Raw genomic sequence first — 22,029 nt, 5'->3', positions numbered from 1 at the left:
TATTACATACACTCGGCTAATCCACTTATTTTATTCACTAAGATACCTTTGCTATTTATTCCTTTAATCGTGCTAATAAATACAAGAAATAAGGAGCGCCTATAACGGCTACTACGATCCCTGCTGGAATTTCTGAAGGCTCGAGAATAGAACGACCTATCGTATCAGCCATTAATACGAGAAAACCACCTAATAATGCCGCCGCAGGGAGTAAAAATTGATGCTTTGCCCCAACCAGCTGGCGAGCCAAATGTGGGGCGATGAGTCCTACGAAGCCAATGCCACCACTTACAGAAACACTAGCGCCTGCTAAACCAACAGCTGCGGCTAATAACCAACGGCGCTCTTTTTCAATCGAGGCACCTAATCCGACAGCTGTTAATTCACCTAAATTCAAAATATTTAATACCCGCGATTTCGCATAAACAAATGGTAACAAGATCACTAACCATGGTAACAATGAAAGAACAAATCTCCAATTTGAACCCCATATGCTCCCTGCCAGCCATGTTGCCACAAACTGATAATTTTCAGGCGATAAGCGTAGTGTTAGCACAATCATTGCTGAGCTAATACCTGCTGCTACAGCTACACCTGTTAAAATTAAACGCATTGGTGTAATACCTTCATGTCGTTTATAAGAAAGTGAATAAATTAGAACTGCAGTTAAGCCTGCTCCTATAAAGGCAAGTACTGGCAGTAAATAGACAGGTGCCGCCTTCGTTGTTGGAAAAAATGAAATATACAGCATAACTGCAAGACCAGCACCCGCGTTAATCCCTAAAATACCTGGGTCTGCTAAAGCATTTTTGGAAACACCTTGTAAAATAGCACCTGATATAGCTAAGCCCATCCCCACTAATACAGCTATCACAATTCGCGGAAGCCTAAATTCAAATAAGATTAATTGTTGTTGTGCATCTCCTTGTCCAAAAAGAGTCTTAAAAACCTCCATTGGTGTTAGCTTAATCACCCCAGTATTCATACTAATCACAAAGGTAATGAAGATTAACACAAGCAATGTAGCAATAATGATAAAATTTTTCTTTTTTGTCTTCTGCTGACTTGGCGTTAAATAGCTGTTACTCATAGCTCTTTCCCTCCTTTACGTGCTAAATACAGGAAGAAAGGAACACCAATAAAGGCAATTAAAGCACCAATCGGCGTTTCATAAGGAGGATTGATAACGCGTGCTACTAAATCAGCTAACACCACAAGCAACCCTCCATATACTAACGAACAAACGATAATCCAACGATAATCATGACCAACTATGTATCTCGTTAAATGGGGAATTATTAAGCCTACAAAACCAACTGCTCCTACAACAGAAACTGCCGCACCCGCTAAAATTAACACAATGATCATTCCCCATACTTTTACAACACCCGTACGTTGTCCGAGCCCAACAGCAATTTCCTCCCCTAAGCTCAGCACAGTGATTGAACGTGATAAAATAAGAGCTCCTATCATCGCAATAAGTATCCAAGGTGATAATATTTGTAGATGGCTCCATTTTGTTCCCGAAACACCGCCCGCATACCAAAAGGCAAGATCCTGACCAATACGGTAATAAAGAGCAATCCCTTCTCCTAGCGCTCCAAGCAATGCACTAACAGCAGCACCAGCCAAAACAAGTCGCATAGGTGTTAAACCACCTTTAGACAGCGACCCAATACCATAAACAATGGCCACCCCAAGACCTGCTCCAATAAAGGACCATAAAATTAAAAACATGTAAGGCTTACCAGGGAAAAAGGCAAAGCACACCGCCAACATAAATGCGGCTCCCGAGTTCAAGCCTAACAATCCCGAATCTGCTAATGGGTTACGTGTCATACCTTGCATAATCGCCCCCGCTACTGCAAAGCTTGCTCCTACTAGAGCTGCCCCGAGTACTCGCGGTAAGCGGATATCATGAATAATTTGATGTGTAGTTAATTCTGGTGAAAAATGGGTAACTGCTGTCCAAACAGTACCCAGTGAAATATCTGCTGCACCAAAAGAGATCGATAAGCCAATAGCTAAAATTAATCCAATAACTCCTACAATTAAAGCTACTACTCCACGGATCGGATGAGATCGTTTCTGTAGCTCCTCTAAATCGTTGAGCTCTCCTACTCCTGTCGATGTAGTCATTTTATTTCCTCCTTATAAACTTCCCAATAAACATACAGACTAGATTTTACTTCTTCATATCGTATAGCTGATAGGATAGGCAAATTGGATTTTTACTATATGGACAAACAGCCATTTCAGCATCAATATTGAAAACTCTTTGTAAATTTTCCTTTGTCATCACTTCTTCTGGACTTCCATCCACCATTAAATTCCCGTCTCTCATGGCCATGATAAAGTGGGAGAAGCGTGATGCATGATTTAAATCATGTAATACCATGATTATTGTTCGACCTTCTTCTTTATTTAACTTTTGTAAAAGCAATAAAATATCTAGCTGATGGGCTAAATCTAAATATGTGGTTGGTTCATCCAGTACTAGAATATCAGTGCCTTGTGCTAATGCCATGGCAATCCAAACCCTTTGGCGTTGGCCACCTGACAATGCTTCAATCGGTCGATCACTAAACTCCCTTAATCCCGTTACATCAATAGCCCAATGAATATACTCATAGTCTTCCTTGCGCAATGTACCAAATCCGACTTGGTGAGGAAAGCGACCATATGATACTAGCTCAAAAACAGTTAAGCCTCCTGGAGCTGTTGCCGTTTGAGGCAAAATAGCCATTCTTTTGGCTACTTCCTTGGTCTTCAATTGGTGAATTGCTTTACCATCTAAATAAACCGCCCCATTTTGAGTCTGAAGTACACGGGCCACTGCCTTTAATAAAGTAGACTTCCCGCAACCATTTGGACCGATAATTGTGGAAATCTGCCCTTTTGGAATTTCCACACTTAAATCATTGACTATGAGCGTCGAGGAATAACCAATCGCCACACGATCTATTTCTAGTACTGACATAATTAACTTCCTTTCATTTTTGAGAGTGCTTTGAACCAACCTTATATTTGCAGACCAAATTGAGCTGTATACAACCCATAATAAGCATGTTTTCGTTCCATTAATTGCTCATGTGTTCCTTCTTCAATAATGCCTTTTTTCGATACAACAACAATTCTATCTGCATCCTTGATCGTTGCTAATCGATGGGCAATTACCAACGTCGTACGACCAATAGAAAGCTCGTTTAATGCTTGTTGAATAGCTTGTTCCGTTTCAGTGTCCAATGCCGATGTTGCTTCATCAAGTATTAAAATTTTTGGGTTTTTCAGGAAAATCCGTGCAATAGATAGTCTTTGTTTTTGACCTCCTGATAACTTCACACCTCGCTCACCAATTAATGTATCCATTCCCTCTGGGAGTGCTTTAATGACATCGGTCAGCTGTGCGCGCTGAGCTGCGTACCAAATATCTTCTTCGCTAGCATTCAGATTGCCGTAAGCGATATTATCACGAATAGTGCCATCAAATAAAAAGACATCTTGTTGAACAATCCCAATATGACCACGCAATGATTGCAATTTGTAATCCCTTATATCCACACCATCAATTTTAATGGAGCCTTCATTGACATCATAAAAACGTGGCAGCAAACTGCAAATTGTAGATTTTCCTGCTCCTGATGGACCTACTAGTGCAACTGTTTCACCAGGGCGAACCTGTAAATTAATGTGATGTAAAGCACGATTCGCATCTGAGTAGCCAAACGATACATCCGTGAATGTGATTTCGCCATCAATTTCATCGATATCTTTCGATTCTGGTCGATCCGCTATCTCAGGCTCTGTTTCAAGAAATTCAATATAGCGTCTAAATCCTGCCATACCTTTTGGATAGCTTTCTATAAACATGTTGATTTTATTAATAGGGCCAAGCAGAATCCCTGAAAGTAAAATAAATGCGATAAAGTCTCCATTAGATAGATCGCCATTTAACACAAAATAAGCTCCAACAAATAATGTAAATAATGACAATACCTTTGTCAGAATACCTGAAATGGCTTCATTCCAAGCCATGACCTTATAAGAGAACAATTTAGTCATTCGGAATCTTTCATTGTTTACCTTAAAGCGTTTAATTTCATGATCCTCATTTGTAAATGCCTGTACAACACGAATACCGCTGACATTGTTTTCAACGCGAGCATTAAAATCAGCAATATCTCCAAACATTTGACGAAAGGCTTTGGACATTAATTTTCCGAAAATAATCGTCAGAACTAGGATGATCGGCACAAGTAGGAAAATAAGAATTGTAAAGGTTGGATCTATGTAGAACATCACACCAAATGTCCCTATAATGGTCATTGCTGCAATAAAAATATCTTCAGGACCGTGGTGGGCAAGCTCACCGATATCCATTAAATCGTTCGTTAATCGGGAAACAAGATGTCCCGTTTTATTATTATCAAAATATCTAAAAGAAAGTTTTTGTACATGGCTAAAGGATTCCTTTCTCATATCCGTTTCAATATTAATCCCTAGCATATGTCCCCAATACGACACGATGAAATGGAGAATGGAGTTAAAAATATATAAGACAAATAACAATAAACTCGCCATAATAATCCACTTTAGTTCGCCATCTGGCAAAATATCATCAATTACTTTATTTAAAACAAGTGGAAACGCTAATTCAATTAATGCTACTAAAATGGCGCAGCTAAAATCTAAAATAAATAAGCGTTTATATGGTTTGTAATACGAGAAAAATCGCTGTAATAACATGGTTGTAGCCTCCTATTGCAATATCAATCTTCATATCTACTAATTTATTTTTGTTGAGTCTTCGTAAACTCTACTATTTTGTCAGCCAGCTCTTCAGCTTGATGGAGACCCGAAAGTGGATCAGAGGCAAAATAATATTCAGATGGAAGCTCTATAATTTGATTATTTTTTACGACATCTAAGTTTGTCCAAGTCCCTGGCAACTTCCCATCTTTGTTAAAGAAGTTAATCATGAAGTTATAGTCACCTACATAATCGCCTACTACCTCATAAGAAATCTCATAACGCCCACCACTCGCCTCTTTTGCATCATATAACTCCTGCACTTTTTTCTGAGGCTTCAGGCCCAAAATTTGGTAGAGTGCTCTACCACCCGATACACTTGAATTTCCAACAATTGTTGCATTTTTTTCAAACATTTCATAAATAGTAAATGTTGCTCCGTCTGGAACCACAACGTTAATTTTTTCCTTAGCTTTAGCTATTCGATCTTCAAACTCAGTTACAAATGTTTCAGCTTCTTTTTGTCTTCCTAAATAATTCCCCATCACCTTAATTTCCTCTATAACTGATGAATGAGCATCTTCAGCAAAGACAATTGTAGGTGCAATTTTCTCATACTTGCCTACATCTTCTGGATTCCATGTAATGATTAAATCCGGCTTTAGCTCTATAATTTTTTCCAACGATACCTTACCATCAGTACCAATATTCGTAATTTCCCCATCCTTGTAGTGTTGTTTTAAAAACGCAGCATAATCAAGGTTAGCTGTTACGCCTCCTACTGGTACAACATCTAACGCTAAAATTTGTCCTAGATACCAGTCTGTGATGACTCTTTTGGCTCTCACTGGAATTTCTACTTCACGGCCACTGTCATCTGTCACTATTCTCGTCTCTATCGTATCTGGAGTAGTTTGTTCGTCCACCTTTGATGAGACCGAATTTTCATTACATGCAGCTAATAAAACAAACAGGCTCAGGAAAAAAGGCAGTTTTATATGTTGAATCATCTTTTGCATCATGATTTCATTTTCTCCATTCTCAAATCGGTTTGCTTGCGCGAGCTGATTCTCATTGTATTGAAAATGATTCTCATTTGTAATGGCCATTTCGGACATATAAGATGTATATTTCAGCCTAAAATTACTTGGTGCCATATTTGTAGCCTTTTTAAAGGCACGACTAAAATAGTATTCATCTTCATATCCAAGTGAAATAGCAATTTCCTTTATACCAAATTGATTTTCCACCAAATATTGTTGTGCCTGCTCAATTTTTAATTGCTGTAAATAAATTTGTGGCCCAACCCCATAGCGCGCTTTAAAAATTCGTAATAAATGACGTGGACTAATATGAAGCGTATCTGCCAATGATTGTATAGATAATGGTTGGTGAAGATGCTGATGAATATACAGGCGTGCTACTTCTGCCTTATCCATTTCATGTGGGTTCCCCTGCCCATCCACTAATTCTTGAAACACACGATACACAAATTCATACAAAGAAGCTTTGACTGAAAAATGTTCTTGAATAGAACCAGATATCCATTTGCTATACATATCTTGAAGAATGTTGTGAATGGCTATTGGATTAGCAGGCACACAAGAGAAATTTATTTGAAAAGGTTGATATTGCATCTGTAAATGCTGCATAAAAGCATCTTTATAGATGACATCTCCTTCATAACGTATGAGGAAGTAGCTAACACTATGTTGTGCAGTAATTTGTAAACATTGAGATTTACCAATGTGAAAAATACTGAAACGCTGTACATAATAAGGCTGTTCATCAATGATAATTTGCGCCTCGCCTGCTGTTATGATAAGAAACGAACTATTGGCTAATACCTTTGAAACTTGAACTTTTGATTTATTTATGTAATCGAGATGCTTCATTTGAACATAGGCATTTTGCCAAAGCAGCATGTAGGCATCATAATTCATCTGAATCTCCTTCAAAAAGATATTTATTAACTTCATTATATTGATAATGATTATCAATTTCAATAAACATTTCTTCATTTAAAAATATACAAAAAAATCACCACTGACAATTATTTGTCAATGGTGATGGCTGTTCTATAATAAACCTTTACCTTTTGTTGCTTTTTTCATATCTTCGTTCAGTTTTTCAAAAAATTCTTCGTTGGAATTTGTTGTACGAAGTTTTTTCAAGAAGCGTTCCGCAAAATCAGGCGCATCTGAGAATGTTTTACGAATCGCCCATAGTTTTTCAAGTTGTTCAGGCTCAAGTAATAACTCTTCCTTACGTGTACCTGAACGGCGAATATCAAGCGCAGGGAAAATTCGACGCTCTGCCAACTGGCGATCTAGATGAAGCTCTAAATTACCTGTCCCCTTAAATTCTTCGTAAATAACCTCGTCCATACGTGAACCAGTATCTACTAAAGCAGTCGCTAATATCGTTAAGCTACCGCCTTCTTCAATATTTCGAGCTGATCCAAAGAAGCGCTTAGGTCTATGGAAGGCAGCTGGATCGATCCCCCCTGAAAGCGTGCGTCCACTTGGAGGAATGACAAGGTTAAAAGCACGCGCCAAACGTGTGATAGAATCCATTAAAATAATGACATCACGTTTATGTTCCACTAAACGGCGTGCACGCTCTAAAACGATTTCTGCCACCTTGACATGATTCTCTGGAACTTCATCAAACGTTGAGCTAACAACATCTGCATTTACAGATCGCTCAATATCTGTAACTTCCTCAGGACGTTCATCTATCAGTAAGACAATTAGCTCTGCTTCTGGATGATTTGTCGTAATAGCGTTTGCAATTTCTTTTAATAAAGATGTTTTCCCGGCTTTCGGCGGTGCAACGATTAATCCACGCTGACCAAAACCTACAGGTGCCACTAAATCCATAATACGTGTTGATAAATTACGCTGAGTTGTTTCCAGTTTAATTTGCCTGTTTGGATATAGTGGAGTTAATGCAGGGAAATGCACACGTTCCTTTGCAACTTCAGGATCCTCGCCATTGACGGCATCAACTTGTAATAAGCCGTAATAACGTTCATTTTCCTTAGGTGGTCGCACCTTCCCAGATACCTTGTCCCCATTACGAAGATCAAAGCGACGAATTTGAGATGCAGAAATATAAATATCTTCTTTACTTGGAGAGTAGTTTATTGGTCGAAGGAAGCCGAAGCCTTCTTGCGAAACAATTTCAAGTACGCCTTCCATAAAGAAATAGCCTTCTTGCTCTGAACGCGTTTTCAAAATAGCAAATATTAATTCTTTTTTCGTTAACTTGCTATAATATGAAATTTTATATTGGCGTGCAAGAGCGTAAAGCTCTTTCAACGTCATGTTTTCTAATTGAGCGATTGTCAATGCAGACATATGCACAACTCCAGTCTTTTTCAAAATATAATACAATTATTGGGGTTATCATCGAAGATTTTTTACGAACGAACGGCTCTGTTCACATTATACGGTTACCTCATTAGGTCAATTACAAATACATAGTCCACCATATGATGAAACATTACCTTACAAATTACGGGATGGTTTATTTAAAGAAGAAGGTACCTAGCACAATAGATGTACTAGGTATATTTTAGAAGAAAATATCATTAATATCTAGGTTTTTTCTCAAGTGCGTGACGGCCTTCTACAAAGCGAACCGTACCAGACTTAGCACGCATAACTACCGAGTGTGTTAAAGCGTAAGCACCTTTATATTGAACACCCTTTAAAAGCTCACAATCTGTCACAGCTGTTGCTGCAAAAATAGCATCGTCACCTTTTACTAGATCATCTAAATAAAGAACTTTGTCAACATCTACGCCCATTTTATGGCAGCGTTCTAATTGCTCTTCATCTTCTGGTACTAATTTTGCTTGGAAGTCCCCACCTAGGCATTTTAAAGCTACAGCCGAAATAACACCCTCTGGTGCTCCACCTGTTCCAAACATAATATCAATACCTGTTTCATCAAAGGCAGTATTAATCGCTGCACCAACATCGCCATCTTGGATAAACTTAATGCGTGCACCAGCCTCACGAATTTCATCAACAATTGCTTGGTGACGCGGTCTATCTAATAGAGTAGCAACTACATCTGAAATATCTTTATTTTTTGCTTTTGCTACTTGTAATAAGTTATAAGTTACAGATGCATTGATATCTACTTTACCAGCTGCTTCTGGCCCTACAGCAATTTTCTCCATGTACATATCTGGTGCATTTAACAGATTACCTTTGTCTGCAATCGCAAGGACTGTCATTGCACCATTCGTACCTTTTGCTACAATATTTGTACCTTCTAATGGATCGACAGCGATATCTACTTTTGGACCACCACTTCGTAAGCCAAGTTCTTCACCAATATAAAGCATTGGTGCTTCATCCATTTCACCTTCACCAATTACTACTGTAGCATGCATTGGAATTGTATCGAACATTTTGCGCATCGCTGTTGTTGCTGCATCATCTGCCTCAATTTTTAAACCGCGTCCCATCCATTTCCCGGATGCGATTGCTGCTGCTTCTGTTACTCGTACTACTTCCATCGATAAACTACGTTCCATTGTTGCTTTGCCTCCCGTTATCGGCCATTTTTCATACCGAAACATTCAAATTACCTCTATTGTAACATAATTGAGAGAAAACTTTTAGCTCTCATTATTCCTTTGTCTCAGCTACGCGTGCCAGGATTGTTTCACGTCGAATATCAGCGCCTAAATCACGTAATTTCTCAATAAGTGAGCTATAGCCACGTTCGATATGATAAATATCTTGGACTTCCGTTTCGCCCTCAGCTAGTAGACCAGCTAAAACTAAAGCTGCACCTGCGCGTAGATCTGTAGCTGTTACTGTTGAACCATGTAATCTGCTAGGCCCTTTAATAATAGCCGTGTTGCCTTCTACACGAGCATCAGCATTCATACGACGAAGCTCATCAATATGTTTAAATCGAGCTGTATAAATTGTATCTGTTACTTTTGAGGAACCGAATGCCTGTGACATTAACACAGCAAGTGGTTGCTGAATATCGGTTGGGAAACCAGGATACACCAATGTTTTTACATCAACAGCTTGCAAAGTTGAGAGGTCTGTTTTTGGTACATAAATACTTTCTTCACCAATTTCAATTTTCACACCCATTTCACGAAGCTTCGCTATAATTGCTTCTAAATGGAGTGGAATTACATTATCAATTGTAATACCATCACCTACTGCTGCAGCCATTATCATAAATGTCGCAGCTTCAATACGATCCGGTATAATCGTATGTTCTGTACCATGTAGTTCTTCTACCCCTTCAATACGAATGACACTTGTACCTGCCCCTTTAATATTGGCACCCATATTTGTTAAAAGTGTAGCTACATCAATAATTTCAGGTTCCTTCGCTGCATTTTCTATCACTGTACGACCCTTCGCGAGGACAGCAGCTAACATAATGTTAATCGTCGCACCGACACTTGCGACATCTAAATAAATTTTAGCCCCAATTAGCTCATCTGCACGTAAATAAATAGCGCCATGTTCATTCGTAATTTTAGCGCCTAATGCTTCAAAGCCCTTTATATGTTGATCAATTGGTCGGGGACCCAAGAAACAGCCACCTGGTAAACCAATGACTGCTTTCTTGAAACGTCCTAGCATTGCCCCCATTAAATAATATGAAGCGCGTAACTTTTTAACGTTGCCGTTTGGTAATGGTAATGCAATCATGTCTGTTGGATCAATTGTCATCTTACCATCGTCAAACGATACTTCCCCACCAATTTCCTCTAATAAAGCCTTTAACGTCCATGCATCTGAAATTTCTGGTATCCCTCCAATTGTCACTGGAGAGTTCGCCAAAATTGATGCAGGAATTAAGGCGACTGCACTATTTTTTGCACCACTAACTTTAATTGTACCTTGTAGACGATTTTCGCCAGTAATTTTATAAACATCCATTTTGCGTTCTCCCTCATGATTGGAAAGTAGTATTTTTTGCAATTGGCTCACTGTATGTTCTTATTATTCGCCTTTTCTCTTATTCCAATCCGCTAAAAATCCTTCAATTCCTTTTTCCGTTAAGGGATGGTGGAAAAGTTGTTTTAAAACTTTAAATGGAGTTGTTGAAATATGTGCGCCAGCTAAAGCTGCAGCCGTAACGTGCTGAGGGTGACGAACAGAGGCAGCAATAATTTGTGTGTCAATATTATGAATTGTGAAAATGTCTGCAATAGTTTCAATTAGTTCTACACCATTTTGACCAATGTCATCTAAACGACCGATAAATGGTGATACATATGTAGCACCTGCACGCGCAGCCATTAATGCTTGGTTTGCACTAAAAATTAATGTTACGTTTGTTTTAATACCTTTGTTTGCAAAGAAACGACAAGCTTCTAATCCCGCTGGCGTCATCGGTAGTTTCACTGTAATGTTAGGAGCAATAGCAGCTAATTCCAAACCTTCTTTAATCATTCCTTCTGCATCCAGTGCAATAACTTCTCCACTTACGGAGCCATCGACAAGCTCTGCTATTTCACGAAGACGATCATGGAAAGAAACATTTTCTTCTTTAGCCACTAGTGATGGGTTTGTTGTAACTCCTGATAATATCCCCCATGCATGTGCCTCTTTAATCTCTTCAAAATTTGCTGTATCAATAAAAAATTTCATATTATTTCCTCCTGATCATTTTTCTTATATTATTAAATATTTTCCAAAATTTCTTTATTTCAAAAACAAGAGAAGGTCGATTGAAAGCATCAACACTTCTCTTATTATGTGTATTTATCTATGCTTTTGTAACATATTAAATGCAAAAATTATGCTTTTTGTGCACTACCAAATTCGCGAATTTTACCAACAACAGTTGCTTTAATCGCTTCACGTGCAGGACCAAGGAATTTACGAGGATCGTAAACAACTTTGTCGTTGTCAAGAATCTCACGGATTGCTTTTGTTGCTTCAATTTGATTTTCAGTATTAACGTTAATTTTTGCAGTACCTAATGAAATAGAACGTTGGATATCTTTTGTTGGGATACCTGTACCACCATGTAATACTAGTGGAAGATCTGCCAATTTAGAGATTTCCTCCATTTCTTTGAAGCCTAGGTTTGGTTCTCCTTTGTAAGGACCGTGTACAGAGCCAAGTGCTGGCGCTAAGCAGTCGATATCTGTTAGCTCAACCATTTTACGGCATTCTTCTGGATCAGCGTAAATAATACCACCGATTACACCATCTTCATCTCCGCCAACTGTTCCTAATTCCGCTTCTACAGAAACGCCTTTAGCATGTGCGTATTCTACTACTTCTGAAGTAATTTTCACATTTTCCTCAAATGGATGGTGTGAAGCATCAATCATCACAGAAGTAAAGCCTGCGTCAATTGCCTCTTTACATTTTGCAAAGCTAGAACCATGGTCAAGATGAATGGCAACTGGAACTGTAGTACCGTAAGATTCCATTAAACCTTTTACCATGTGAACAACAGAAATAAATCCGCCCATATATTTACCTGCACCTTCAGAAACACCAAGAATCACTGGAGATTTTTCTTCTTCAGCTGCTTGTAAAATTGCTTGTGTCCACTCTAGGTTGTTAATGTTGAATTGACCAACAGCATAACCCTCTGCTTTTGCTTTAATTAACATCTCTTTCATAGATACTAATGCCATACTAAAAATCCTCCTCTTAGGACTATTCTTTCTACATAAATATGCTCCTCAATCATAGCAAAAATAATAGCCCCTGAAAAGCAGGGGCTATTATTTTCTACACGAAAGCGTAATGGGACGAAGCGGCAGTGTCCCCCAAAGTGTAGGGCAACGTAACGGCGGCGCTAAGAAAATATTTACTCCTTTTTTAAGCATAAAGAAAACAGGCCGTGTATTTACTGCCTGTTCTTTAAACTTGTAACACTTTATTAACTTCGTCACGTACTTCAAAAATATCAAAAGGCTTCGTAAAGTAACGGATCGCTCCCAAATTTAAAGCTTCTTGTACAACATCTAGCTCTCCATACGCTGTCATCATAAATACAGGAAGTTTTGGGAACTTTTCTTTTAAACGTCTTAAAATTTCGATACCATCCATTCCGGGTATCTTCATATCTAGTAATACGCAATCCATGTCTTGTTCATCTGCATACTTTAATGCCTCTAAACCATTGGCTGCTAAATATGTAACATATCCTTCCTTTTTCAGCACTTCATTTAAAAGCAAACGAATTCCCTGCTGATCATCGACAATTAGTAATCGTTTCACATTCCATTCCGCCCTTTTTATTTTTTATTCTTACACAAAAACATTCTTTACTATGTATAATTCTACTTTTTCAGCTTAATACCTTCTAGTATTATAAATTATCTGCTTTTGCTTTCTACCTTTTTCACCCCTATAATATGGGTAGAGGTGGGATCATGTCAAAAATTCTAACAACACAATTAAGTGGATTATTACAAAGAATTACACAAAATGAAGAGGATGCTATCGAGGAGACTGCAAGGCTATTGGCACAAGCTGCAATTGGCGAAGGTAATGTGTATTTCGCTTGCTTTGGAGAAATGCAGACAGTGGAATTAAATGCACTTCAAGCAGTAGAACCATTTAGCAAGTTAGCACCTTGGACTCCGGATACAAGCTTAACAGAAGCCGATCGAGTTTGCATTTTTACTCGTAGTGCGCACGATGAAGAATCACTAGCTTTAGCTCAGAAATTAAATACTCAATTTATTCCCTTCGCTGCTGTTGCAAGTGAACCGGCTGGTGCAGAAAATCCTCTTGCAGACTTAGCCTATACGTATATTTCTACTCGTATTAAAGGTGGTTTATTGCCAAATGATTTAGGTCAACGGGTTGTTGTACCACATGCACTTGCAGGGCTTTTTGTTTATGAAGCTGTCAAAATGGCCTATGATGATATGCTTGGTTTTGATGAGGAAGAATTGTAATAATCCTATTAAAAAGAGTTGTCTCATTTTTCGAGACAACTCTTTTTGTTTATTTAAATGTTGCGCCGATAAAGTCACGGAACAGTGGTTGTGGACGATTTGGTCGTGACACTAACTCTGGGTGGAATTGACATGCTACAAAGAAATTATTCTCTGGTAGCTCAATAATTTCAACCAGCTTACCATCAGGACTTGTGCCTGAGAAAACAAGTCCAGCTGCTTCCATTGCTTCACGATATTCATTGTTAAATTCATAACGATGACGATGACGCTCATAAACAAGCTCTTTGCCATATGCTTCACTTGCCTTAGAACCGTCTTTTAATTTACATGGGTATAACCCTAAACGTAATGTTCCACCAATATCTACGCTATCATTTTGATCTGGTAAGAAGTCGATAATTGGGTACTCTGTGTTTGCATCAAGCTCTGTAGAATGAGCACCTTTTAACCCTAACACATTACGTGCATATTCAATTGTCGCAAGCTGCATACCTAAACAGATTCCTAAGAATGGTACATTATTTTCACGCGCAAATTGCGTAGCTAAAATTTTACCTTCCACACCACGATCACCAAAGCCACCTGGTACTAAAATCGCATCAGCATCTTTTAATAGTGCAGTTACATTATCAGCATTGACATGTTCTGCATTAATCCAGTTAATTTCAATATCAGAATTATAAACATAGCCTGCATGCTTTAAAGCTTCTACCACAGAAATATAAGCATCTTGTAGTTCTACATATTTCCCTACTAACGCTACTTTTCTTTTGTTTGGTAAGTTTTTCACTTTATCTACAAGCTCGCGCCATTCTTCCATATCCGCTTCTGGAGCTTCCATACCAAAGTGGTCAAGAACGATATCATCAATATCTTGTGCATGTAGGTTTAACGGTACTTCATATAAATGCTCCGCATCACGAGATTCGATAATTTCATGTGGTTGAACATCACAGAATAAAGCTAATTTCTCTTTCATATCTTGTGGTACCTCTTGTTCAGTACGCACAACGATAATATTTGGTTGAATACCTAAAGAACGTAACTCTTTTACAGAATGCTGTGTTGGTTTTGTTTTAAGTTCACCAGCTGCTTTAATATAAGGAATTAATGTACAGTGAATATACATGACATTGTTATGACCTAAATTAGTTTTCATTTGACGGATAGCTTCAAGGAAAGGTAATGATTCAATATCCCCTACTGTTCCACCTACTTCTGTAATAACAACGTCTGCATTTGTCTCACGACCAGCACGTTGGATACGATCTTTAATTTCATTTGTAATATGAGGAATAACTTGTACTGTACCACCGTTGTAATCGCCACGACGTTCCTTCTGTAATACAGATTGATACACACGACCTGAAGTTACTGTAGAATGCTTTCCTAGGTTAATATCAATAAAACGTTCATAATGCCCTAAATCTAAGTCAGCCTCAGCACCATCATCTGTTACAAAAACCTCACCATGTTGATAAGGACTCATTGTACCTGGGTCGATATTAATATATGGGTCAAATTTTTGAATCGTAACTTCTAAACCGCGGTTTTTTAATAAACGGCCTAGAGATGCTGCAACAATCCCTTTTCCAAGTGATGATACAACCCCACCTGTTACAAAAATATACTTCGTCATGAAAAAATTCCTCCTTTAGAATTGCTAGATAAGTTGTTTTGTTAGGGATTAGAACATCTGACAGTCAAACACCCTAAAAAAAGAAAAGCCGAGAATGTCTACAAAACTGTAGTCGATTCGAAGCTGTCATCGTTTCTATCTCTTTTCCACTTTCCTTTAAACCTTAAAACTTTAACATTTATTCAGTCACCGTTTACTATACATCATGAATACTTTAAAACATTTATATTCATATCCGAACAAAAAGTATGGGAGAGCTGGTCTGAATAAAGTTAAAAACAAAAAAACGCTCCTCCTGCATAGGTCTGCAGGGGGAGCGTATTATATACACGGTCTTTCTCCTTTTTTTAAGGAGCCCAAGTAAAAGATTAAACGTAACCGTGATAGAAGTCAAGAATTTTTACATCAAGCGTAAAAGTAAGAAAATTCTAAGAGCAAGGTTTTAGATTTCTTCCTCTTCTTCTTCGAACTCTTCTTCATCTTCGTCTTCATCAATAAACTCTTCATCGATTTCTTCAATGTCTTCTAAATCTTCGTCTTCATCAAAATCAATATCTTCTTTATCTTCATCTTCTTCGTCTATTTCTTCTTCTTCCACGAATTCTTCATAGTCCTCGTCGAAGTCTATATCTTCTTCATCCAAATCGATATCTTCTTCTAGATCATCATCTTCATCCACAGAAGCTTTAGATTTTTTCTTTTGAGTTTTAACAGATGGTGCTGTTTCTTCCTCAATCTGCTCTACTTTAAACCACTCACGTAAGCCCCAGCCTGTTTCTTGGTTATATAAGAAGCGGCCATCTACATTAAGATCTGTGTAAAATTGTAGTAGGCGCGATTTAATTTCTTCATCACTGTAGCCTACAAGCTCTTGAATTATTTTTAACAAATCATTAAAAGTTACTGAGGCACGTTTTTCATTTAAAATTGCATACGCTAAGTTAATTAACGACTCTTCAGTTAATTGTTCCTTTGTCATTTCACGAAAATTCAATTCGTGCACTTCCTTTCCCTCATCACAATGGACGTTTTAAAATTACATGGTGCTTTATTCTCCAAGCGCAGCAAAAATGGCCACGCAAAAGGTACTTTCCATACAATAAGCATAATACCCATTATATACAAAGTTTTAGCCCCTTTGCTAGCTTCAATTACTGTTTTTTATATTACGCATTTTTTTTATGCCAAGATAAAACAAATAGACAGATAATAGTAGTAAAGGAATAGCGCCAATTTGCTTATTATACAGGAAAATGGCTCCCAATACTAAAGCTAATACAATTATGTAGTGAATAGCTGATTTCATCCTCTACCGCGCCTCCCCTTTTTTTTACATTTCTATTATAGCGAAAAAAAAAAGAAGTGCCTAATCCTAAGACTAGACACTAAAAACTAGAGAAGCTTATTACATAAAAAAATGCCGGTCAACTAGTGAGATTGTCTATCTCTGTTTACATATTACGACGATATTGTCCACCAACTTCATATAAAGCCTTCGTAATTTGTCCCAAACTAGCTACTTTAACAGTTTCCATTAATTCCTCAAAGATATTTCCGTTATGGACAGCTACCTCTTGTAATCGGTTAATAGCTGCCTCGCTTTTAGCTTCATTGGCCTTCCAGAAATCTTGTAAATTGTGAATTTGAGTTTCCTTCTCTTCCGTCGATGCACGAGCAATCTCCATATTATCAATATCAGCATCAGAAGCTGGGTTTGGGTTCAGGTAAGTATTAACACCAATAATCGGTAACTCCCCTGAATGTTTTAACATTTCATAATGCATGGATTCCTCTTGAATTTTCCCTCGTTGGTATTGTGTCTCCATCGCTCCTAACACGCCACCACGATCATTGATACGATCAAATTCTTCGAGGACAGCTTCTTCCACAAGATCTGTCAGCTCCTCCACAATAAATGCACCTTGAAGTGGATTTTCATTTTTCGCTAAGCCATGCTCTTTTGTAATAATCATTTGAATAGCCATTGCACGACGTACAGATTCCTCAGTAGGTGTTGTAATCGCCTCATCATAGGCATTAGTATGCAGGGAGTTACAGTTATCCTGTAAGGCCATTAAAGCCTGTAATGTTGTACGAATATCATTAAAATCAATCTCCTGCGCATGTAGACTACGACCTGAAGTTTGAATATGATATTTTAGTTTTTGGGCACGCTCATTTGCACCATATTTATCGCGCATCACAATCGCCCAAATACGACGAGCAACACGTCCGATTACTGTATATTCTGGATCAAGTCCATTAGAGAAGAAGAATGATAAGTTAGGCGCGAAGTCATTAATATTCATGCCTCGGCTTAAATAATATTCTACATACGTAAAGCCATTCGCTAATGTGAAAGCTAATTGAGAAATAGGATTTGCTCCCGCCTCCGCAATATGATAGCCAGATATTGAAACAGAGTAGTAGTTACGCACCTTATGGTCAATGAAATATTGCTGAATATCGCCCATCATACGTAGGGCAAATTCTGTAGAGAAAATACATGTATTTTGACCTTGGTCTTCTTTCAGGATGTCCGCTTGCACTGTTCCACGTACGACCTGTAGTGTTTTCTCACGTGTCTCTGTAAATTCTTCAACTGTCAAAGTACGTCCTAACTCTTGCTCACGTAATTTTATTTGCTGATCAATCGCTGTATTCATGAACATAGCCAATATGATAGGTGCTGGACCATTTATAGTCATAGATACAGATGTGGATGGTGCACATAAATCAAAGCCTGCATACAGTTTTTTCATATCTTCTAATGTACAGATAGATACACCCGATTCCCCAACTTTACCATATATATCTGGACGGTAATCTGGGTCCTCCCCGTACAATGTTACGGAATCAAATGCTGTAGATAAACGTTTCGCGTCATCATCCTTCGATAAATAGTGGAAGCGTTTATTTGTACGCTCTGGCGTCCCCTCACCAGCAAATTGGCGCTTTGGATCTTCTCCCTCTCGTTTGAATTGGAAAACACCCGCTGTATATGGGAATTCGCCTGGCACATTTTCTTTATAAACCCAGCGCAAAATTTCACCGTAGTCCTCAAATTTTGGTAATACAACCTTTGGAATTTTTGTACCTGAAAGACTTATTGTCTTTAAAATTGTGCGAATCTCTTTATCGCGAACTTTCGTCACAAATTCATCCCCAGCATACGCTTCCTTTAAAGTTTGCCAATTCTCTAATATACGCTTGGATTCTGCCGTTAATTCGTCTCGGACACCTTCTGCTAAAGAATTAAGCGATGTGATAAGAGCATCATCCGGTGCTTTTTCCTTAACAGCAGCGAGAGCCCCTTCTAATTGGAATAGACGACGAGCAAATGCCACCTGCTGTTCTGTTTTTTTATGATAGCCACGAACTGTATCAGTCAGCTCTCGTAAATAATAACGACGATCATTTGGAATAATTACATCTTGCTTTTGCGTTTTAGCAAATTGCTCATAGCTCGTTTCCCAATCGCTACCAGTTTTTTGGTTAATGATTTGCACTAACGCCGCAAATAAAGCATTTGTTCCTTTATCATTAAATTGGCTAGCGATTGTACCGTATACCGGCATATTATCAAGTGATTCATCCCAAAGTTCTCGCGAGCGCTGATATTGTTTTTGGACTTGACGTAGTGCATCCTCAGAACCTTTACGCTCAAACTTATTAATAGCAATAACATCAGCAAAATCAATCATATCAATCTTTTCAAGCTGTGTTGGTGCACCAAACTCACTTGTCATAACATACATTGATAAATCGGTATATTTAGTAATCTCGGCATCACCCTGTCCAATACCACTTGTTTCAACGATAATTAAATCATAGCCAGCTACACGTACTACATCTATTACGTCCCCAATGGATGCGGTTAATTCTGTACGAGAGCCTCGTGTAGCTAAACTGCGCATATAGACACGGTTATTAAAGATGGCATTCATACGAATTCGATCTCCAAGTAATGCCCCACCGGTTTTTTGCTTTGTTGGATCGACGGACAGAATGGCTACACGCTTTTCTGGGAATTCTTTCAAGAAACGGCGGATTAGTTCATCCGTTAACGAAGATTTACCCGCTCCACCTGTTCCGGTAATTCCCATAACAGGTGTTCCTTTAGAACGCTTCCGTGCTTCCTCCAGCATTTTTTTTGTGTCTTCATCCTGATTTGACTCGGCAGCTGTAATTAAATTAGCTAAAATTTCAGGAGTCTCTGTTGTTAAAGACTCTAATTTTTCTAAATAGCTACCAGTTGCAGTAGGAAAATCTGTTCCTTTAATTTGCTCATTAATCATTCCCTGAAGCCCTAAAACGCGACCATCCTCCGGTGAAAATATTCCCGCAATGCCGTAAGAATGAAGCTCTTTTATTTCACGTGGTAGAATTACACCACCACCACCGCCATATATTTTTATATGTGGTGCCCCTTTTTCATGCAGTAAATCATACATATATTTAAAGTATTCCATATGCCCGCCTTGATAAGAAGAAACAGCAATACCTTGCGCATCCTCTTGTATCGCAGCATTTACGACTTCTTCAACGGAACGGTTATGACCTAAATGGATTACTTCCACACCGCTCGATTGCAAAATGCGTCGCATAATATTGACCGAAGCATCATGTCCATCAAAAAGACTCGATGCTGTCACAAAACGTACGTGATTTTTTGGACGATATACTTCTACCTTTGTCATATGAAATCCCCACTCTCTCCCTTTAATGAATAAAAAAAGCCGGCAATTGCAATGTCGCTCTATGCAATTACCGACAAACCCCTAACGAAATATTAAAACCCCTTTATGCCTGAAATGAACAATGTGATTTGCATGTCAATAAACTCATCAATTGAATGTTGGCGATGCAACGCCCATTTGCGGAATGCCCAACTTTGTCCAGACACCACTAAATTATTAGCTGCTAAATGAATTTGCTTGTCTGTCATTGTTATGTCACCAGATTGTACACAGCGCTTTAGCAATCTTTCAAACGTAGCAACCATTTCAAACTCTTTACTAAAGACATAACGTTGCGCTTCTTTTGACAATGATTTTGTTTCTTGATACATGATTGTAAGCTCATCAACCATGCTATCGATTTGCAGGAAATATTCTCGGATCATTTCCTTTAGCTCTTCGATTGTCCCTGCTTTAATCTCGTAACTTGAAAGTCGCTCCATTGCATGATGATAGATACTATCACATACAAGGTAAAGAACATCTTCTTTTGTTCGAATGTACTCATATAAAGTACCGATACTAAAGCCTGCAGCTTTTGCGATTTCTCTCGTTGTGGCCCGATGGTAGCCTTTTTCTTTGAATAACTTAATAGCTCCCTGAATCATTTGCTCACGACGAATGGCGATTAAATTTTCATCTTTTACAGTTGACTGTACTTGGGGCCTTTTATCTTTTTCTGTCATCAATTATTTAGTTAACATACGCGAGATAACTAGACGTTGAATCTCTTGCGTACCTTCATAAATTTGAGTAATTTTCGCATCACGCATAAAGCGTTCTACCGGATAATCTTTTGTATAACCGTAACCACCAAATACTTGAACCGCCTCCGTTGTTACACTCATCGCCGTATCGCCAGCCATTAATTTCGCCATTGCCGATGCCTTACCATATGGTAGGTTATTAGATTCTAACCAAGCCGCTTGATATGTAAGAAGTCGAGATGCCTCAATTTGAGTGGCCATATCCGCTAGCTTAAAGGATACACCTTGATTTGCAGTAATTGGTTTACCAAATTGTACACGTTCTTTTGCATAGTCAACTGCTGCATCAAGTGCTCCTTGTGCAATTCCTACAGCTTGGGCCGCAATACCATTTCGTCCACCATCTAGTGTCGTCATCGCAATCTTAAAGCCTTCCCCTTCAGCTCCAAGCAAGTTTTCTTTTGGAACACGACAGTTGTCGAAAATAATTTCTGTCGTAGGAGATGAACGAATCCCTAATTTCTTCTCCTTTTTACCTACAGAAAAACCTTCATATCCAGCTTCAACGATAAATGCTGATGTACCGTTTTTGGCTTCAGGATCTGTTACTGCAAATACAATATATGTATCTGCTACTCCACCATTTGTAATGAAGATTTTTGAGCCATTTAAAATATAATCATCGCCATCAAGTTTTGCGTAAGTTTTCATGCCACCCGCATCAGAACCTGATCCTGGTTCTGTTAAACCGTAAGCACCTATATGCTTTCCTTCAGCCATTGGACGTAGATACTTTTGTTTCTGTTCTTCTGTACCGAACTTATACAGCGGCCAGCCTGCCAGTGATGTATGTGCAGATAATGTTACTCCTGTTGATGCACACACGCGTGATAATTCCTCAACAGCAATGACATATGCAAGATAATCAAATCCTGCTCCACCATATTCCTCTGGCCATGGAATACCTGTTAAGCCAAGCTCCGCCATTTTATCGAAAATGGCACGGTCAAATTCTTCATTTTCATCACGTTCTGCCGCTGTTGGAGCTACTTCATTGATAGCGAAATCTCGAATCATTTCACGTAATTGCTCATGCTCTTCTGTTAACTGAAAGTTCATTGTCCATTTCCCCTTTTTATTAGACTCTGTTCTGTGTAATGTTAAGTTGGATTTAGCGTTTTATTAAGTGATTTTCTTACTATATTGAACGATTCCCATCTTTGGAGCAGTTTGATTCATTTCTATAAGCTACAACCATCAGCTTAC

At 38.4% G+C, this 22,029-nt stretch carries 17 protein-coding genes; 1 reads left to right on the top strand and 16 read right to left on the bottom strand.

Annotation, left to right across the window (positions count from 1 at the left end; translation table 11 throughout):
- Positions 1 to 55 precede the first annotated feature (55 nt).
- The 11 genes from MKY88_RS02870 to MKY88_RS02820 all read right to left on the bottom strand — a co-directional run bounded on the left by MKY88_RS02870 (position 56) and on the right by MKY88_RS02820 (position 12,989).
- Positions 56 to 1,090, bottom strand: a complete 1,035-nt coding sequence (locus MKY88_RS02870) for a FecCD family ABC transporter permease (protein ID WP_025114782.1) — start codon at positions 1,088 to 1,090, stop codon at positions 56 to 58.
- Positions 1,087 to 2,139 carry a FecCD family ABC transporter permease gene (locus MKY88_RS02865; RefSeq protein ID WP_340812974.1) on the bottom strand — a complete coding sequence of 351 codons (1,053 nt, stop codon included), beginning with the start codon at positions 2,137 to 2,139 and terminating at the stop codon, positions 1,087 to 1,089. Before MKY88_RS02865 ends, MKY88_RS02870 begins: the two co-directional genes overlap by 4 nt.
- A 46-nt stretch (positions 2,140 to 2,185) precedes the next feature.
- The gene (locus MKY88_RS02860; RefSeq protein ID WP_008180587.1) at positions 2,186 to 2,980 is read right to left on the bottom strand and encodes an ABC transporter ATP-binding protein; all 795 of its coding nucleotides are present in this window, start codon (positions 2,978 to 2,980) and stop codon (positions 2,186 to 2,188) included.
- Between the two features lie 41 nt (positions 2,981 to 3,021).
- Entirely contained in the window at positions 3,022 to 4,746 is a 1,725-nt protein-coding gene (locus MKY88_RS02855) for an ABC transporter ATP-binding protein (RefSeq protein ID WP_340812973.1), read from the bottom strand.
- 44 nt (positions 4,747 to 4,790) lie between these two features.
- On the bottom strand, positions 4,791 to 6,692 hold the full coding sequence (locus MKY88_RS02850; RefSeq protein WP_340812972.1) for an AraC family transcriptional regulator: 1,902 nt from the start codon (positions 6,690 to 6,692) through the stop codon (positions 4,791 to 4,793).
- Between the two features lie 135 nt (positions 6,693 to 6,827).
- Entirely contained in the window at positions 6,828 to 8,111 is a 1,284-nt protein-coding gene (rho, locus tag MKY88_RS02845) for a transcription termination factor Rho (RefSeq protein ID WP_328204728.1), read from the bottom strand.
- Between the two features lie 233 nt (positions 8,112 to 8,344).
- Complete coding sequence (gene glpX / locus MKY88_RS02840) at positions 8,345 to 9,301, bottom strand: class II fructose-bisphosphatase (RefSeq protein WP_008179010.1); 957 nt, start codon at positions 9,299 to 9,301, stop codon at positions 8,345 to 8,347.
- Between the two features lie 94 nt (positions 9,302 to 9,395).
- Positions 9,396 to 10,682 carry a UDP-N-acetylglucosamine 1-carboxyvinyltransferase gene (locus tag MKY88_RS02835; protein ID WP_193830881.1) on the bottom strand — a complete coding sequence of 429 codons (1,287 nt, stop codon included), beginning with the start codon at positions 10,680 to 10,682 and terminating at the stop codon, positions 9,396 to 9,398.
- 63 nt (positions 10,683 to 10,745) lie between these two features.
- Entirely contained in the window at positions 10,746 to 11,396 is a 651-nt protein-coding gene (fsa, locus tag MKY88_RS02830) for a fructose-6-phosphate aldolase (RefSeq protein ID WP_004269447.1), read from the bottom strand.
- Between the two features lie 149 nt (positions 11,397 to 11,545).
- Positions 11,546 to 12,400 (bottom strand): class II fructose-bisphosphate aldolase, encoded by an 855-nt coding sequence (locus tag MKY88_RS02825; RefSeq protein WP_036123008.1) that lies wholly within the window; start codon positions 12,398 to 12,400, stop codon positions 11,546 to 11,548.
- Positions 12,401 to 12,629: 229 nt separating this feature from the next.
- Positions 12,630 to 12,989, bottom strand: a complete 360-nt coding sequence (locus MKY88_RS02820; RefSeq protein WP_069479978.1) for a response regulator — start codon at positions 12,987 to 12,989, stop codon at positions 12,630 to 12,632.
- Between the two features lie 155 nt (positions 12,990 to 13,144).
- Here MKY88_RS02820 and MKY88_RS02815 point away from each other — a divergent pair, with 155 nt between their 5' ends.
- On the top strand, positions 13,145 to 13,675 hold the full coding sequence (locus MKY88_RS02815; protein WP_340812971.1) for a DUF2529 family protein: 531 nt from the start codon (positions 13,145 to 13,147) through the stop codon (positions 13,673 to 13,675).
- A 49-nt stretch (positions 13,676 to 13,724) separates the two neighbouring features.
- Here MKY88_RS02815 and MKY88_RS02810 read toward each other — a convergent pair whose 3' ends face one another.
- The 5 genes from MKY88_RS02810 to MKY88_RS02790 form a co-directional block, all read right to left on the bottom strand.
- The gene (locus MKY88_RS02810) at positions 13,725 to 15,317 is read right to left on the bottom strand and encodes a CTP synthase (RefSeq protein ID WP_193830878.1); all 1,593 of its coding nucleotides are present in this window, start codon (positions 15,315 to 15,317) and stop codon (positions 13,725 to 13,727) included.
- A 442-nt stretch (positions 15,318 to 15,759) separates the two neighbouring features.
- Positions 15,760 to 16,311, bottom strand: a complete 552-nt coding sequence (gene rpoE / locus MKY88_RS02805; RefSeq protein WP_175422977.1) for a DNA-directed RNA polymerase subunit delta — start codon at positions 16,309 to 16,311, stop codon at positions 15,760 to 15,762.
- Between the two features lie 457 nt (positions 16,312 to 16,768).
- Positions 16,769 to 20,017: a fused isobutyryl-CoA mutase/GTPase IcmF gene (icmF, locus tag MKY88_RS02800; protein ID WP_340812970.1), complete on the bottom strand. Its 3,249-nt coding sequence runs from the start codon at positions 20,015 to 20,017 to the stop codon at positions 16,769 to 16,771.
- A gap of 92 nt (positions 20,018 to 20,109) precedes the next feature.
- Positions 20,110 to 20,742 carry a TetR/AcrR family transcriptional regulator gene (locus MKY88_RS02795; RefSeq protein ID WP_025114794.1) on the bottom strand — a complete coding sequence of 211 codons (633 nt, stop codon included), beginning with the start codon at positions 20,740 to 20,742 and terminating at the stop codon, positions 20,110 to 20,112.
- Positions 20,743 to 20,745: 3 nt separating this feature from the next.
- Entirely contained in the window at positions 20,746 to 21,882 is a 1,137-nt protein-coding gene (locus MKY88_RS02790) for an acyl-CoA dehydrogenase (protein ID WP_193830876.1), read from the bottom strand.
- Positions 21,883 to 22,029 lie beyond the last annotated feature (147 nt).

The sequence above is a fragment of the Lysinibacillus sp. FSL R7-0073 genome, assembly GCF_038009065.1.
In the GTDB taxonomy this organism is placed as follows: domain Bacteria; phylum Bacillota; class Bacilli; order Bacillales_A; family Planococcaceae; genus Lysinibacillus; species Lysinibacillus fusiformis.
The sequence above is the reverse complement of the archived record's forward strand: the minus strand, read 5'-3'. Positions and strand labels throughout refer to the sequence as shown.